The organism is Nitrospiria bacterium, assembly GCA_036397255.1.
GTDB lineage: Bacteria > Nitrospirota > Nitrospiria > DASWJH01 > DASWJH01 > DASWJH01.
This window is the reverse complement of sequence record DASWJH010000011.1, coordinates 17,653-32,973: the sequence shown is the minus strand read 5'-3', so window position 1 is coordinate 32,973 and position 15,321 is coordinate 17,653. Positions and strand designations below refer to the sequence as shown.

Here is a 15,321-nt window from a genome sequence, read left to right as displayed (position 1 = left end):
TCGATGTATCATCCCAAAAAGCTTTTGGCCTGATTTTGGGGCAATGGTTCATCTGGTGCCACGGGATCCCCTTTGCGGCCACACCCTTCCAATAACAGTGTTAGGCAAAAGGAAACCGAACAAAACAGAACACCGGTTTTTTTGAGGCATAGAAAACCTTTCATTTCGACACGCGCAAATTCACCTTTTCCCTCTTCCAGTCTTTTTTTTTCTTGGAGTTGGGGGGGGCAGATCCGAGGCCTGTTTTTGAATGGCCCGGATCCGTTGCAAAACCCGTTTCCGGGAAGGGTGGCCTATTCCCTCCTTTGTCTCCACAGAACGCGTTGGATTCAACCGATCAAATACATCAATTTTAAATTCCTTTGAAAAACCCTGAAACTCTTTCAGCGTCAGAGAAGAAAATGTCCGATTAAACTTTAGGCAGAACCCAACCAGTTTTCCGATCACCTCGTGAGAGTCCCGGAAAGGAACCCCTTTCAAAACCAAATATTCCGCCAGATCCGTGGCCAATAGGAATTCGTCTCCGGCGGCTTGGGCGAGGCGATCCCGGTTGATTTTAAGTTTCTCAATCATCTGCTGGTAGAGCCGTAAGGCTGCTTTGACGGTGTCCACCGTATCAAAAATGGGTTCCTTGTCTTCCTGAAGGTCCCGGTTATAAGAAAGGGGAAGACCCTTCATGAAGGTGAGGGAAGTCACCAAATGTCCATAGACTCTTCCCGTTTTTCCCCGAATCAACTCGGGGACGTCGGGGTTTTTCTTTTGAGGCATCATGCTGCTTCCGGTGCAAAAGGCATCCGGCAGTTCTATAAAACCAAATTCTTGACTGGACCAAAGAATCAGTTCTTCACTAAATCTCGAGAGGTGCATCATTAAAATAGCCATGGCACTTAAAAATTCCAGTGAAAAATCCCGATCACTCACACTGTCCAGACTATTGGCGGTGACTTTTGGAAAGTGAAGAAGCTCCGCCACCACCTCCCGGCGAATGGGAAGAGTGGTTCCCGCCAAAGCCCCCGAGCCTAAGGGCATCACATTCACCCGTTCCAAACTATCCTCCAGCCGTTGGCGATCCCGGTCAAACATTTCGAAATAGGCCAACAGATGATGGGAAAAACGCACCGGTTGGGCCCGTTGGAGGTGGGTGTATCCCGGCATAAGGGCATCGATTTCTTTCTCAGCACGACGGACCAGAATTTTTTGAAGTTTCCCGATTTCTTCCAAGAGGGTTTTAATTTCGGATCGAAGAAAGAGCCGAAGGTCCAAGACCACCTGGTCGTTTCGGCTTCGTCCCGTGTGAAGTTTTTTACCTATGGCTCCCACTTTTTCGGTGAGAAGACGCTCGATGGCCATGTGAATATCTTCATCTTCCTTTCGGAAACGCTGTTTTCCTTTTTCTATTTTTGCCTGGATTTGAAGGAGACCGGTGACCATTTTCCTTGTTTCAGTTGCCGTGAGAATTCCCACCCGTTCTAACATTTTGCAGTGTGCGATACTTCCTTGTATGTCGTATGAAAAGAGCCGAATATCAAAGGAGAGAGAAGCCGTAAAGGATTCCACATCGGGATGCAGGTTGCCCTGGAAACGTCCTCCCCAGAGCTTCCCTTTCGCTTTCTTTTTCAACCCGTCATACTCCCAATCAATCCTTCCGCCCTTTTTTCTCTTCCCATTGGGTGATCAGCCGGAGGGCGTTGAGCCGAATAAATCCCTCCGCATCCCGGGGATTAAAACCGAGTCCTTGATCAAAAGAGGCCAATTGTTGACGGTACAAAGACCGCGGAGATTTTCGCCCCAAAACCGTACAGTTTCCCTTGTAAAGTTTCATTCGTACTGTTCCGGTGACCTGTTTTTGAATATCATCCATGGTTTTTTGCAGCAGTTCCCGTTCCGGTGAAAACCAATATCCGTAATAAACCAGTTCTGAATAACGGGGGACCAGAGAATCCCTGAGGTGAAGCACCTCCCGATCCAGGGTAATGGATTCCAAGGCCTTTCGGGCTTCGTGAAGGAGGGTCCCTCCCGGTGTTTCATACACACCCCGGGATTTCATTCCTATATATCGATTTTCTACCAGATCTACACGACCGATGCCATGTTCTCCCGCCAATTGATTCAGTGTTTCCAGTAAGGCCACGGGGGGGAAGGCTTTTCCGTTCAGGGTTTTAGGGTTTCCCCCTTCAAAGGCCAACTCCAGCGTTTCGGGAGTATCTTTGGCTTCTTCGGGATCGGTGGTCAGACGAAACATTTCCCGGGGAGGTTCATTCCAGGGATCCTCAAGAACGCCTCCCTCAAAGCTGATGTGGAAAAGGTTGCGGTCGATGCTATAGGGTTTTTCCGGTGTTACCGTTATGGGAATCTGCTTGTCCTTCGCATATTGGATCAATTCCTGACGGGATTGAAAGGACCATTCTCGCCAAGGGGCGATGATCTGTATATGGGGGTTCATCGATAAATAGGTTAACTCAAAGCGGATCTGATCGTTTCCTTTTCCGGTGGCCCCATGGGCGACGGCATCAGCCCCTTCTTGTTGGGCCAGTTCCATCTGCTTCTTCGCAATAAGGGGCCGGGCAATGGATGTCCCCAACAAGTATCCCCCCTCGTAAATGGCAGCGGCACGGAGCATGGGAAAAATATAATCCACCACAAATTCTTTTTTTAAATCCTCCAATCGGAACTGACTGGCCCCTGTCTTTAAGGCCCGTTCCTCCAAAGAGGAAAGCTCCTCGGCTTGGCCGATATCCGCACAGTAGGCGATGACCTCGCATTGATATTTTTCCTTCAACCAAGGGATGATGACAGAGGTATCCAGCCCACCCGAATAAGCGAGAATCACTTTTTGAAATAAGGACGTTTTCCTTTCCATCTAAATTAGTGGGGACCTCCTAGAAAAAAATCGAGAATGGCTTTTTGAGCATGAAGGCGGTTTTCCGCCTGGTCCAAGATAATTGAGAAAGGACCTTCCATGACTTCATTCGTAATTTCCTCCCCGCGGTGTGCGGGAAGACAGTGCATCACCAGGACCTCTTTATTTTGTGTTGCTTCAAGGAGGTCACGGTTAATGCAATAGTCCTGGAACACTTTTTTGCGCTCGTCCTGTTCGGATTCCTGGCCCATACTGGTCCAAACATCCGTGTAGAGAATGTCCGCCTCTCGGACCGCCTCTTTGGGGTTTTTGAATAGTTCGATGCGGACATTTTTTCGTTTGGCTTCCTGTTGAGCCCGTTCCAAAATGCCTTCATTGGGTTCATATCCTTTGGGGCAGGCCAGGTTGATGTTCATACCCACCAATACGGCGCCCTCCACCAGGGAATGGGCTACATTATTGCCGTCACCGATATAGGCCAGTTTTAACTGTTGAAGCCGTCCCCTTTTTTCCAAAATCGTAAAAAGATCCGAAATGGCTTGGCAGGGGTGATGTAGGTCCGTTAAACCGTTAATGACCGGGATGGATGCCGCCCGGGCCCATTCTTCCAAATGGCGTTGATGGTAAGTTCGTATCACAATGCCGTCCAAGTAACGGGAGAGTACTTTGGCTGTGTCGGCAACGGTTTCTCCCCGGTTCAGCTGAATTTCCTCCGTCGAAATAAAGAGGGAGTGGCCCCCGAGTTGAAATGCACCAACCTCGAAGGAGATTCGTGTCCGAGTGGACCATTTTTCAAAATAAAGCCCAATGGTTTTGCCGGCCAGAGGTAAATAAGGTTTTTTCCGATCTGCCTTTTCCTTGATTTGTTGTGACCGGTTTAAAATGTCTTGTATCTCTTCCGTGGAAAGGTCATGTACTGTTAGTAGGTGTCTTGTGTTCAAACCGTACCCCGCCTTTTTAAAATTTTCTCCAGGGTGTTCAGAAGAAGATCGATCTCTTCCATGGTAATGATAAGGGGGGGCATAAACCGAAGCACTTTTTCCATGGTACAATTAATAAGAAAACCCTCTTCCAAACAATCCTGTACCACCTCCTGCCCATCAAAGGTTAATTCCATCCCAATCAGCAGACCTTTTCCCCGAATTTCTTTAATTCCCGGACATCGGCGCTGAAGTTCCATTAAGCCTTTGATAAAGTATTCTCCCATCCGTCGGCAGTTTTCCAAAAGAAAACTCTCCTCCAAAATCGAATCCAGAGTGGCCAAAGCAGAAGAGCAGACCACCGGATTTCCGCCAAAGGTGGAGGCATGCTGGCCGGGCTCAAAGGCAGAGGCCACTTCTTCACGGGCGAGCATTGCTCCGATGGGAAGGCCACCCCCTAATCCCTTTGCCAAGGTTAGAATATCGGGGAAAATATTGAAATGTTCGTAGGCAAACAGGGTTCCCGTTCGCCCGATCCCCGTTTGAATTTCATCAAAGATCAAAAGGAGTCCGTTTTCCTCACAAAGCTGTTTTACCTTTTGAAGATAACCCTCATTGGGGATATTGATTCCCCCCTCACCTTGGATTGGCTCCAACATCACCGCAAGGGTTTTTGAATGAACGGCTTTGGCAAGGGCATCGATATCATTAAGGGGTACATGGACAAATCCTGGAAAAATGGGGTAAAACCCTTTTTTGACTTTTTCCTGTCCGGTTGCGGATAAGGTTGCGAAGGTCCTCCCATGAAAAGAGTGCTCAAAAGTAATAATTTCATTTTTTTCGGTTTCATTCCGGAGCTGAGCGTATCGACGGGCAAGTTTCAGTGCGGCTTCGTTTGCCTCCGCCCCGCTGTTGCAGAAAAAGACTTTATCTAAGCAAGAATGTTGGACCAGTTTTTTAGCCAGGTGGGTTTGGGGTTTGCTGTAATAAAGGTTTGAAACATGTCCCAAACGTTGTGCTTGCTTTTGAAAAGCCACGGTGACCTGGGGATAACAGTGCCCTAAATTGGTGACGGCCACACCACTTACAAAATCCAAATATTCTTTTCCCGTGGTGTCAAAAAGGCGTGTGCCACGGCCCTTGACCAAAACAATGGGAAACCGCCGGTAGGTATTCATAATATAGCGGTTTGAATCATCAATGATATCTTCCGTTGGCAAAGAAAGCTCCTGATGTGGTTTAGACTGTTTTAAGAAATAAGGGGGCAATTTATAACATAAACCGCCCAAAAAAGCAACGGGAAAGACTCTTCTTAATGCGTTTAACTATTTGATTTTTCATCTGAACAGGTCGCCAACCCTGATTAAAAAACCTTTCCTTTTATTTTCCGGGGGACAAATTTAAAAAAAGGGTTGCTCGGGTAGGGAAGATGGTCTCTTGTTTTGATGTCCTGTATACTTTTTCCAATGCCTGATTTTCGTTTAAGATCCTACGAAGTGCTTGACTTACCATAGGTTTTTAGTATACTTTGCCTTAGGATTTTCTGGTTTTTACCTAACCGCATGGGTTGGAAAGGGAAGCAATGATTGAAAAATTTGTGGAATTTACGGCCCGAGACGCAGAGACAGTCAAAAAGTACGAATCGATTTTTAATAACGCAGGGCGAATTCTTAGTAAAATTTTTACCCTAACCATTACGGAGGTAAAGTTTGTCCTTCAGCGGGGGCAGGACTGGCCCCCTTACAGGGGATGGGTGTTTAAATTTAAGGATTTCAATTGCTGGTACGGGATTTCACTTTCCAGCCAGTCCTTTCTTTCACTTCGGTTTCATGTGAAAGTGGAGCAGGGGAAAGAATCCGTCTTTTCAGCTTTAAAGGAGCAGGGGTTTCAGGAATTTTCTTGGCCGGAGGGAGGGGGAGAATGGCTTTGGCGGGAAAAGCCCAGTGATATTCTAAAAACCTCCGATAAGGACGAACAAATTCGAATTTGCATCGATATTTTGAAAGAGAATCTATTTGCCATTGAAGGCGTGATGTAAAGGGTTCGTTTCATCCCATATCAATAACCCATCATCAAGCCCTTCACCCCGCTGGCTTTTCCAAAAAAAAACGCGTGTGAGGATGACAAGGCCATGAAAGAAAGAAGAAAAGGAAAGCGGGTTGTTATTACCTGTGTTGCGGAGGTGACCTCACTTTCTAAAAATGTCGATCTGGAGGGTTATGTAACCAATATCAGTAGGATTGGCCTTGGTATGATGACCCGAAAAAAGTTGGATGAAGGCGATGAGGTCATTGTTAAGCTAAACTTTTTTGGAATGAACGGTGTTAATGAGGTGGAGAATGTAAGGGGTAGGGTAAAACGAGTGGCTCCCTTGGCCAATGTTTTTTCTGTTGGAATTCAATTTGAAATCGCGAATGAAAAAGAAGCATCCCACCTTTTCGCGTACATTGATGCCGCAGAGAAAAGTCTTTAAGCCTTAACGTTTGTTAATTTCCATCCTCCTGCCCCAGCGGTTAGGAGGTTCCTTCCTCTGTTACAAATCGTTTCCCTTAAAATCCTTTTTACCAAATGATCGTTCGATCGTATTCCACTATCATTTTGCAGATTTCGTCATCGGTGAGGGTTGGAAGAGAGGAAGCGATTCCCCGGGCGGTTAAATCCGTGGCGGAAATAAAGCAGTCTTGGGGAAAGGGACCCTTGTAGTAAACCCCCTCCTGAATCAGTAATATGGCGTTGCGATGGTATTCTTTGAACTGGATGGCCAGATCAAAGGGTATCCTTTCCTTTAAGGTTCTGACGACGTGAAGAGTTTTCATTCAGCTTTACATAGGCATTACAACATCGGCGGATGCAATTAATGCCAAAGTGGTCTCCCGGTCTACTGTTTCCACTCCCTGGATTTTTTCATTCAGTCCCCATTCCACGAGGGAGGGTTGATCCGCCACCTGTTTAATACCGCATGCTTCAAATAAAGCCATGGATTCATCTGCGGAGGGGCGGTGGAGGATCTTTGGTTTTATCGGAAAGAGATTTTTAACGCCCTTTTCCAAATAAAGAAGTGTGACTTCATTGTGGGCCAAGGTAAGCCCTAAGGCCATTCGACATGTTTCACTTGCCCGGACCCTTTCAAAAGGTCCCTTTCGTATTAGAACAACCACTTTTTTCATATTTTTATCCAAAAACAAGAAACCGATCCGATGATGCCACCATCCGGGCCAATTGATGTTGATTGGTCAGCTGGGCCCCCTGTAAAAGGTTTTCCTCTTTTAGTCCCCGTTGTTCAAAAGTCTGAGTGCATAAGGAAATTTTAACCCCATGTTGCGTTAGAACCTCCCAAGGAGGGGTTAACCGAAGTTGAGATCGGGTTTGGATGCAGTTAAAAACGCCGTCTTCCATGAAGAAAATTTCCACCGAATGGCCCTGGGTTAAAAATCCTTTGCAGAGTCGTTGGACGGTAATTGTATTTTCATGCTCCGGACTGGTCAAAAGAAGAACCCCAATTTTCATGATGGCTCCGATGATGGTAGGGGTGGCAAGATTTTAGCAGATTATTTTGGGGTATTTTTCGAAGATCTTCCCTTTGTTTGTAATGATACTAAAATTTTTTAAAAGGTGTCAAGAAATAGGGTATTCCATCAGGTTGTGGCTTTCAAGGGAGGAACCCCCATGGATGGGGGGTTGGCATATTTAATTTCATCCCACTTGAAAAATGAAATATTTTCAATGACCTGGTTCCTTTTTTTCTTGACTTGTTTTGAACGGGGAGTATAATCCCCCCTTGAAGTGGGATGAAGTGGGATGAAATGGTAAATATTTTCATGGAGTGGATTAATGTTTCTCGGGCGGTTTCAACACACGATTGATTCCAAGGGTCGGCTGAGTGTTCCGGTTCGGTTTCGGGAAATTCTGAAGGAAAAGTATGAAGAGGGCCTGGTGGTTACGGCAGATATCGACCATTGCCTGGTGGCCTTTCCCACCGAAGAGTGGCGTTTGTTTGTTGACCGGACGAAACAAGCCCCTAATATGCAAAAAGAAGTTAAGGAATTTATGCGTTTTTCTTATTCCCGAGCAGATGAATGTCCCCTTGATCGACAAGGACGTATTCTAATTTCCCCCGGACTGCGCGAGCATGCTTCACTCCGGAAACAGGTTGTGGTTATCGGTGTGGATAGTAAGTTTGAGTTGTGGAACCCTGAACGCTGGGAACAAAAGGAAGCGGCGATTTCTCAGAATTTTGAGAAGATCGGAACAACCCTGGCCGGGTTGGGTTTGTAATAGTTTATTTCAATTCTTTAATGAATACCCTGATGTGAATTTGAGTTTTCAACTTTTTTGTGGGCACGATGTCCTCTGCGTTATTACTGGAAAAAATGGGCCATATTCCTGTTTTGAAAAGGGAAGTGATAGACGGCTTGGTTTGTCTCTCCGGTGGACTTTATGTGGACGGCACCCTGGGGGAGGGGGGCCATACAGAAGCCATTCTTGAAGCCACCGGACCGGGGGGAAGGGTCCTGGGAATTGATCAGGACCCGGAGGCCATTGCAAGGGTTGGGCAACGGTTAGAGGGTTTTGGAGAAAGACTGTTGCTGAGACAGGGAAATTTTATCCAAATGAAAGAGTTTCTTCAGGCCGAAGGGTGGGATCAGGTCGATGGAATTCTCTTGGATTTAGGGGTATCTTCCAACCAACTGGATGACCCCGCCCGGGGATTCAGTTTTAAATGGGATGGGCCCTTGGACATGCGCATGGATCCCAATACCTCCGTGTCTGCCTCTGATTTGGTTAATGACCTGTCTGAAAGAGATCTTTCCCGACTGTTTTGGCGGTACGGGGAGGAGCGGTGGGCCAGATCCATTGCCCGGGCCATTGTGAAAACACGACAAAAGGGAAGACTGGATCGAACCCTTCAATTGGCCGAAATTGTCCGTAGTGCCATCCCCCCACGGGCCCGCCGCAAGCGAATTCATCCGGCAACCCAAACCTTTCAAGCCCTTAGGATTATGGTTAATGGTGAACTAGAGCAATTAAACCAGGTCCTTCAAGAGGGAATAAACCGGCTGAGAGTCGGGGCGCGCTTTTGTGTGATCTCTTACCACTCATTGGAAGACCGCACGGTAAAGGAGATTTTCCGTCGGAATGAGCAAGTGTGCCAATGTCCGCCTGATTTTCCGGAATGTGTCTGTGGTCAGGTCAGCCGCTTAAGGGTGATCACCCGAAAACCCGTAAGGCCCGGATCCAGTGAAATTCATCAGAACCCTCGGTCCCGGAGTGCGAAACTTCGTGTGGCTGAAAAAAAGTAGGATCCTGTTGAAAAAGTCTTCTTTAGGAAAATTTTTTGTGGTGGGTGTTTTGATGGTCATGTCGCTCATCCTTTATGTGTGGTACCAAGCCCAAGTCATTGATTTGGGTTACCAAATCCAGCACCTTCAAAAAGAATATAAAAAAGTTCGAAAAATTCATCAAGCTTTATTGATTGAAACCGAGCACTTGAGTTCCCTTGATCGGATCGAACGGATTGCGATTTCAACCCTTGGAATGGGTTACCCGTCTGATAAGGACGTTATCTTGGTCAAACGGGTTCCCCACTCCGACTCGAAAGAACCCCGAGATCCGGAAGTTATTCCCAAAATATGGGTGGCAGAAGGAAAAACGCCTAATCGGGCAGGGATGTTTTGGTAAATTGACTCCATCCTCCTTTGTATATTTGTATAAAAGAGGACGTTGAACATGACTCGTAAATCCGGTGGGCCAAAAACTCGCATTTTAATCCTTTCATTGGTTTTGATTGCGGGATTTTTGATCATTGGTATCCGGCTGTTTTTTCTCCAAGTGGTTCATGCATCATCCTTGGCCGATCGGGCAGAGAAACAGCGGCAAAAAACCATCATGATTGAAGGCGAGCGGGGAACGATCTTTGATCGAAAAGGCCGCGTTCTGGCCGTCAATCTTGAGCTTCCCTCCGTTTTCAGTACCCCAGGACATGTGCATAACCCCTCTCAAACAGCAAAAAAACTTGGCCGTCTTTTGGGCAAGGACCCATCTCAATTGAAGAAACGTATAAAAGGTGAGAAAAGTTTTGTTTGGATTGAACGGAAAATGGATCCTTCCTTGGCCGAGAAAGTTCAAAAGCTTGATTTAAATGGAATCGGTTTTTTGATGGAGAGTCGGCGGTTTTATCCCAAACGGACTTTGATGTCCCATGTTTTAGGGTTCGCCGGGGTCGATAATAACGGGTTGGAAGGCCTTGAACTTCGATATGATGAATTCTTAAAGGGGGAAAAGGGGTGGGTGGTTTTGGAACGGGATGCGCTGGGAGGTTTCGTTTTTCCAAAGGATCTGGTTTACGCACAACCTTCCAGAGGGAAAGATATCGTTCTGACACTGGACGAGGTGATCCAATTCATCAGTGATCGGGAGTTGGATCGGGCCATCGAGGAAACCTCAGCGAAGGGGGGGGTGGTGATCGCCATGGACCCTTATACCGGAGGGATCCTTTCCTTATCGGTCCGGCCCCAATTCAACCCCAACCATGTTGGGAGACATGAACCGTCCGATTGGAGGAACCGGGCCATCACTGACCTCTATGAACCCGGTTCCACCTTTAAAATTGTTGCCGCGGCCGCCGCCCTCGAAGAGGGTTTGGTTTCTCTGGGGGAGCCCATTGATTGTGAAAATGGAGCCCTTCGTGTGGGGAGTGGTTTTTTGCATGACCACGAGCCCCACGGTATTTTAACCTTTGAAGAGGTTCTTCAAAAATCAAGCAATATCGGAATATTCAAGGTGGCTAACCGGTTGGGAAACCAAAAACTGTATCAATATGTGAAAGCATTTGGTTTTGGAAAAAAAACCGATATCGATTTGAATGGGGAAGTGGCGGGTGTTGTTCATCCGCCTTCCCAGTGGTCCGGCCGCTCATTGGCCTCCATGGCCATGGGCCAGGAAGTGGGGGTGACCGCACTTCAGGTCATTGGATCGGCCTCAGTCATTGCCAACGGGGGTTGGCTGCCTCAACCTCATTTGGTTTCAGAAATTAGAGACGAGGAGGGAAATTCCCTTTTAAATTTTTCTTATCCTTTGTCCCGCCGGGTGATTTCGGAAAAAACAGCCCGTAGCATGACCCGTATTCTGAAAGGGGTGGTTCAGGGGGATGGAACCGGGGAACTGGCCGCTTTCGGAGGTTATGAAGTTGCGGGAAAAACGGGAACGGCCCAAAAGGTGGACCCTTCCACCGGTCGGTATTCGCGAGGGAAGGTCATCAGTTCGTTTATCGGGTTTGTTCCCGCGGATCATCCCAGAGTCATCATTTATGTTGTATTGGATGAGCCCAAAGGGGTTCACTGGGGAGGGACCGTTGCCGCCCCAGTTTTTAAACGTATCGCCGAACAAACTCTCTCTTACATGGGGGTTATGCCCGAGGGAAAAGAAAACTTTCTTTTGGTATCTCAAAAATGACGCTCAAACAGTTATTCCATGGGATTGAGTTTTTGGATTGGAAAGCCTTTGAGGATGTGGAGGTCAAAGGGGTGACCTTCGATTCCCGGGAAGTGGGTCCTGGTTTTCTTTTCGTGGCTGTCCAGGGATTACAAAACGATGGGCACCGGTATGTCAACGAGGCTTATAAGAAAGGTGCTATTGGGGCGGTAATGGAAAAAGGGAAGGGTGGAGCTAATCCTCCTTTGGCCGCCTCACCCAATCGAAATCAGATCGTGGTTTCCAGCACCCGAAAATCCCTGGCCCTTCTTGCCAGCCGTTTTTTCTCCGAACCCTCCAAACGATTGCGCCTCATCGGCATTACGGGGACCAACGGAAAAACCACCACCTCTTTTTTGATTCATTCAATCACCGAAGCCGAGGGAATACCTACGGGTTTAATCGGATCGATCCATTGTCGAATCGGAGAGGCGACTCTTCCGATGTCCCATACCACACCGGAGCCTGTTGAACTGCATCGCCTTCTTTCAAAAATGGTTCAAAAAAAGATGAAGGCAGTGGTGATGGAGGTATCCTCTCATGCCTTGGCATTGGATCGTGTATGGGGCTGCGAATTTGAAGTGGCCATTTTTACCAATTTCACTCAAGATCACCTGGATTTTCATGGAACCCTTGAAGAATATTTTCAGTCCAAGATGCGGCTTTTTAAAGACCGGTTAGAATCCACTGGATCAGCCCAACGGGAAGGAAGAGCGCTGTTAAACGTGGACGATCCTTGTTTTGAGCGGATTCATGGGGAAACCTCCCGCAGTGTGTTGACCTACGCCATTGACCTTCCCGCTGATATTAAAAGCGACCAGGTTCAGATGGATTGGAAGGGGGTTTCTTTTACCACCCGGACCCCCGAGGGGGATTTTCCCGTCACGTCCCAGTTGGTGGGCCGACACAATATTTATAATATTCTGGCTGCGGTAGGGACGGGTCTCCTCATGGGCTGTTCCATTTCATCTATCCAAAAAGGGATTGAGAAGGTGACCCATGTTCCAGGGAGATTTGAAAAAGTGGATGAGGGACAGGGGTTTGGGGTTATTGTGGACTATGCCCATACCGAAGATGCCCTATTTCGTCTCCTCAGTACTGCGGCGACTTTGAAAAAAAGGCGTTTGATTACCGTGTTCGGTTGCGGTGGAGATCGGGACCGCTCCAAACGACCCTCCATGGGGAGGGTGGCCGCAGAATGGAGCGATGTGGTATTTTTGACGTCGGATAATCCCAGAACCGAGGACCCTTTGACCATCTTATCGGATATCGAAAAAGGGTTGCTTCAAGTTCAGGGAAAACAATTGCGGATGCAGGCATTTTGGACTCTTCCGGATCGCCGCGAAGCGATTGAGAGGGCCATTGCCATGGCCGGTCCCGGGGATTTGGTGGTGGTGGCCGGAAAGGGCCATGAGGATTACCAGATTATTGGAAATGAGCGGAGACATTTTGATGACCGGGAAGTCTGTCGGGAAATGATTCGAAAACGGTTAGTCAAAACCAGAGTGGCCGGATTATAAATGGAAGGATTGGTGAAAAAAGGAATTTCTCTCAATACACATCAAATGGTTTCCGCAACCGGGGGAATTCTCCTGAAGGATGGAGGGCAGACCTGTTTGGGTGTTTCTATCGATACGAGAACCTTGGAACCCGGGGCCTTATATTTTGCCCTTCAGGGTGAACGCTTTGATGGGCATTCTTTTGTGAAAGAGGCCGTGGATAAGGGGGCCCATGGCGTAGTCATACAAACCGACCGTTTTTATTCGATGGGGGAATGGCTTTCACAAATCAGGGGTTTTGTCATCGGTGTGAACGATACACTGCGGGGCCTTCAAGATTTGGCCTCAGCTCACCGGAGGCAATTTGACCTTCCCCTGGTCGCCGTGACGGGAAGCAACGGGAAAAGTACAACCAAAGAGTTGATCGCTTCCATTCTCCAAGGGCGTTGGCATGTATTAAAAAACGTTGGAAATCTGAATAACCATATCGGCGTTCCGTTGACCCTTTTAAAATTAGACCCCTCCCATCAAGCGGCGGTTTCCGAGATGGGAATCAGTGGTCGGGGGGAGCTCACCCGCCTGTGTGAAATGGCTCAACCCGAATTGGGGGTGATTACCAATATCGGCCCAGCCCACCTGCAAGCTTTGGGATCCTTAGAGGGGGTGGCCCAAGCCAAAGGAGAACTATTAGAGGCTTTAAAATCCGGTTCCCTATTTGCCCATAATCTGAATGATCCCTATATCACCGGGTTGGTGATGAAAACCCGGGGAATCAAAATAATTTCGTTCGGGTTAGACAGGGTGGCCGATGTTTCAGGGCAGGCGATGGGGTTTGATCCTCAGCGGGGAGAAATATTCCGGTTGAAAACCAGGGAGGGGGAGGTTTCCGTTTCCCTTCCGCTTTTTGGCCACCATCATATCCTCAATGCCTTGGCTGCTTCTGCCGTTGCCATTGGCCTTGGTTTTTCCCTTGATGAAATCAAAAGGGGTTTGGAAGGATTTTCGGGAATGAAGATGCGGATGGAAGTGCACCCCACCCCCGCGGGAATTTGGGTGATCAATGATGCCTACAATGCCAATCCGGATTCGATGAAATACGCCCTTGAGACATTGGTACGTTTAAAAGGGCCCGGCCGTGGGATTGCGGTTTTGGGGGATATGTTGGAGTTGGGAGCAGAATCAGAAGATCTTCACCTGCAATTGGGGCGTGCGACCGGGCGTCAGGGTTTAGATTTTCTTTTCACCGTTGGAGAGCAGGGCCGTTTATTGGCCAAGGGAGCGGTTGAGGGAGGAATGGATTCTGACAAGGTGTGGGCCCTGGACCATGGGGTGGAGGTGACAACCCATTTGAGCGGATTATTAAGGGCGGGGGATTGGGTTTTGGTAAAAGGCTCTCGAAAAATGCGATTGGAGGAGATTGTCGAGGAGCTGTTGAAAAAATAACGGGCTATTGGGTTTTTTTTAATATCCATCCATAGGAAAAAATCATCTATGCTTTATCATTTATTATATCCCCTTCATATCGATTATGGCATTTTCAATGTTTTCCGGTATATCACCTTTCGGACCATCTATGCGGTCCTGACCGCATTGGTTATTTGTTTCGTGTTGGGTCCGTGGATCATCCGGATGCTTCAGAAATATAACGTGGGTCAAAACATTCGGCAAGAGGGGCCGAAGTCTCATCACGTGAAATCCGGTACCCCGACCATGGGGGGCCTGATGATCCTGTTTGCCGTGATTATTCCCACACTCCTTTGGGCGGACCTCACCAACCCATATATTTGGCTCACTGTCTTTGCCACATTGGGATTCGGTTTGGTGGGGTTTTGGGATGATTACCGAAAAGTGATCAAGAAACAGTCAGAGGGCTTGACCCCTTGGCCCAAGTTTTCCCTTCAAGTTCTGATTTCGGTGGTGGTGGGTTTGAGCCTTTATAACCTGCCCGCATATTCGACACAGCTGAGTGTTCCTTTTTTCAAAGACTTTAATCCCGATTTGGGATGGCTGTATATTCCTTTTATTGTTTTGGTCCTTGTGGGCGCATCCAATGCGGTGAACCTGACCGATGGTTTAGACGGTTTGGCCATCGGCCCGGTGACGGTGGCGGCGGTGGCGTATACCATCGTGGCCTATGTCACGGGCCATGCAAAGTTTGCGGGTTACCTTTTGATTAATCATATTGAGGGGGCTGGTGAATTGGCCATCTTTTGCGGGGCCATGGTGGGGGCCAGCCTTGGTTTTTTGTGGTTCAATACCTATCCCGCCTCCATCTTTATGGGAGACGTGGGTTCATTACCCTTGGGGGCCGCCTTGGGAACGGTGGCGGTGATGACCAAACATGAACTGTTGCTGGTCCTCGTGGGGGGTATTTTTGTCATTGAAGCCTTGTCGGTCATCTTTCAGGTGACCTCCTATAAATCGAGGGGGAAACGGGTTTTTTTAATGGCTCCCATCCACCATCATTTTGAATTAAAAGGGTGGGAAGAACCCAAGGTCATCGTTCGATTTTGGATTATTGCCATTATTCTGGCTTTGTTGAGCCTTAGTACATTGAAACTTCGGTAACGGT

Annotated in this window: 16 protein-coding genes; 9 read left to right on the top strand and 7 right to left on the bottom strand. The window is 47.9% G+C overall.

The genetic code is table 11. The annotated features are described in order from the left end of the window. Positions 1-180 precede the first annotated feature (180 nt). From argH to VGB26_01495, 4 genes are read right to left on the bottom strand one after another with little or no spacing between them, the layout of a single operon-like run. On the bottom strand, positions 181-1,620 hold the full coding sequence (gene argH, locus VGB26_01510; protein HEX9756459.1) for an argininosuccinate lyase: 1,440 nt from the start codon (positions 1,618-1,620) through the stop codon (positions 181-183). A 16-nt stretch (positions 1,621-1,636) separates the two neighbouring features. After that, positions 1,637-2,860, bottom strand: coding sequence for an argininosuccinate synthase (locus tag VGB26_01505; GenBank protein HEX9756458.1), 1,224 nt, complete (start codon positions 2,858-2,860; stop codon positions 1,637-1,639). 5 nt (positions 2,861-2,865) lie between these two features. Continuing rightward, positions 2,866-3,801: an ornithine carbamoyltransferase gene (gene argF, locus VGB26_01500; GenBank protein HEX9756457.1), complete on the bottom strand. Its 936-nt coding sequence runs from the start codon at positions 3,799-3,801 to the stop codon at positions 2,866-2,868. After that, positions 3,798-5,000, bottom strand: a complete 1,203-nt coding sequence (locus VGB26_01495; protein ID HEX9756456.1) for an acetylornithine transaminase — start codon at positions 4,998-5,000, stop codon at positions 3,798-3,800. Before VGB26_01495 ends, argF begins: the two co-directional genes overlap by 4 nt. A gap of 362 nt (positions 5,001-5,362) precedes the next feature. Here VGB26_01495 and VGB26_01490 point away from each other — a divergent pair, with 362 nt between their 5' ends. Then, positions 5,363-5,818 carry a hypothetical protein gene (locus VGB26_01490; GenBank protein ID HEX9756455.1) on the top strand — a complete coding sequence of 152 codons (456 nt, stop codon included), beginning with the start codon at positions 5,363-5,365 and terminating at the stop codon, positions 5,816-5,818. 93 nt (positions 5,819-5,911) lie between these two features. After that, complete coding sequence (locus VGB26_01485) at positions 5,912-6,253, top strand: PilZ domain-containing protein (protein HEX9756454.1); 342 nt, start codon at positions 5,912-5,914, stop codon at positions 6,251-6,253. Between the two features lie 88 nt (positions 6,254-6,341). Here VGB26_01485 and VGB26_01480 read toward each other — a convergent pair whose 3' ends face one another. From VGB26_01480 to VGB26_01470, 3 genes are read right to left on the bottom strand one after another with little or no spacing between them, the layout of a single operon-like run. Beyond that, entirely contained in the window at positions 6,342-6,596 is a 255-nt protein-coding gene (locus VGB26_01480; GenBank protein HEX9756453.1) for a hypothetical protein, read from the bottom strand. A gap of 6 nt (positions 6,597-6,602) precedes the next feature. After that, positions 6,603-6,947: a DsrE family protein gene (locus VGB26_01475; protein ID HEX9756452.1), complete on the bottom strand. Its 345-nt coding sequence runs from the start codon at positions 6,945-6,947 to the stop codon at positions 6,603-6,605. Positions 6,948-6,951: 4 nt separating this feature from the next. Continuing rightward, on the bottom strand, positions 6,952-7,287 hold the full coding sequence (locus VGB26_01470; GenBank protein ID HEX9756451.1) for a DsrE family protein: 336 nt from the start codon (positions 7,285-7,287) through the stop codon (positions 6,952-6,954). A 324-nt stretch (positions 7,288-7,611) separates the two neighbouring features. On the opposite strand from VGB26_01470, the gene mraZ reads away from it, so the two are divergent. The 7 genes from mraZ (at position 7,612) to mraY (ending at position 15,317) form a co-directional block, all read left to right on the top strand. Beyond that, complete coding sequence (mraZ, locus tag VGB26_01465; GenBank protein ID HEX9756450.1) at positions 7,612-8,055, top strand: division/cell wall cluster transcriptional repressor MraZ; 444 nt, start codon at positions 7,612-7,614, stop codon at positions 8,053-8,055. Between the two features lie 68 nt (positions 8,056-8,123). Continuing rightward, entirely contained in the window at positions 8,124-9,080 is a 957-nt protein-coding gene (rsmH, locus tag VGB26_01460; GenBank protein ID HEX9756449.1) for a 16S rRNA (cytosine(1402)-N(4))-methyltransferase RsmH, read from the top strand. Between the two features lie 7 nt (positions 9,081-9,087). Further along, positions 9,088-9,459 (top strand): cell division protein FtsL, encoded by a 372-nt coding sequence (gene ftsL / locus VGB26_01455; GenBank protein ID HEX9756448.1) that lies wholly within the window; start codon positions 9,088-9,090, stop codon positions 9,457-9,459. Positions 9,460-9,507: 48 nt separating this feature from the next. After that, positions 9,508-11,232 (top strand): penicillin-binding protein 2, encoded by a 1,725-nt coding sequence (locus VGB26_01450; protein HEX9756447.1) that lies wholly within the window; start codon positions 9,508-9,510, stop codon positions 11,230-11,232. Further along, positions 11,229-12,770 carry a UDP-N-acetylmuramoyl-L-alanyl-D-glutamate--2,6-diaminopimelate ligase gene (locus tag VGB26_01445; GenBank protein HEX9756446.1) on the top strand — a complete coding sequence of 514 codons (1,542 nt, stop codon included), beginning with the start codon at positions 11,229-11,231 and terminating at the stop codon, positions 12,768-12,770. The genes VGB26_01450 and VGB26_01445 overlap by 4 nt, the downstream gene beginning before the upstream one ends. A gap of 12 nt (positions 12,771-12,782) precedes the next feature. Continuing rightward, the gene (gene murF, locus VGB26_01440; GenBank protein ID HEX9756445.1) at positions 12,783-14,192 is read left to right on the top strand and encodes a UDP-N-acetylmuramoyl-tripeptide--D-alanyl-D-alanine ligase; all 1,410 of its coding nucleotides are present in this window, start codon (positions 12,783-12,785) and stop codon (positions 14,190-14,192) included. 48 nt (positions 14,193-14,240) lie between these two features. Then, positions 14,241-15,317 (top strand): phospho-N-acetylmuramoyl-pentapeptide-transferase, encoded by a 1,077-nt coding sequence (gene mraY, locus VGB26_01435; protein ID HEX9756444.1) that lies wholly within the window; start codon positions 14,241-14,243, stop codon positions 15,315-15,317. Positions 15,318-15,321 lie beyond the last annotated feature (4 nt).

Coding starts and splice junctions, on each gene's coding strand:
- VGB26_01505 (HEX9756458.1), bottom strand. CDS start 2,860: ATGGAAAGGAAAACGTCCTTATTTCAAAAAGTGATTCTCGCTTATTCG.
- VGB26_01490 (HEX9756455.1), top strand. CDS start 5,363: ATGATTGAAAAATTTGTGGAATTTACGGCCCGAGACGCAGAGACAGTC.
- VGB26_01485 (HEX9756454.1), top strand. CDS start 5,912: ATGAAAGAAAGAAGAAAAGGAAAGCGGGTTGTTATTACCTGTGTTGCG.
- VGB26_01480 (HEX9756453.1), bottom strand. CDS start 6,596: ATGAAAACTCTTCACGTCGTCAGAACCTTAAAGGAAAGGATACCCTTT.
- VGB26_01475 (HEX9756452.1), bottom strand. CDS start 6,947: ATGAAAAAAGTGGTTGTTCTAATACGAAAGGGACCTTTTGAAAGGGTC.
- VGB26_01470 (HEX9756451.1), bottom strand. CDS start 7,287: ATGAAAATTGGGGTTCTTCTTTTGACCAGTCCGGAGCATGAAAATACA.
- mraZ (HEX9756450.1), top strand. CDS start 7,612: ATGTTTCTCGGGCGGTTTCAACACACGATTGATTCCAAGGGTCGGCTG.
- rsmH (HEX9756449.1), top strand. CDS start 8,124: ATGTCCTCTGCGTTATTACTGGAAAAAATGGGCCATATTCCTGTTTTG.
- VGB26_01450 (HEX9756447.1), top strand. CDS start 9,508: ATGACTCGTAAATCCGGTGGGCCAAAAACTCGCATTTTAATCCTTTCA.
- VGB26_01445 (HEX9756446.1), top strand. CDS start 11,229: ATGACGCTCAAACAGTTATTCCATGGGATTGAGTTTTTGGATTGGAAA.
- mraY (HEX9756444.1), top strand. CDS start 14,241: ATGCTTTATCATTTATTATATCCCCTTCATATCGATTATGGCATTTTC.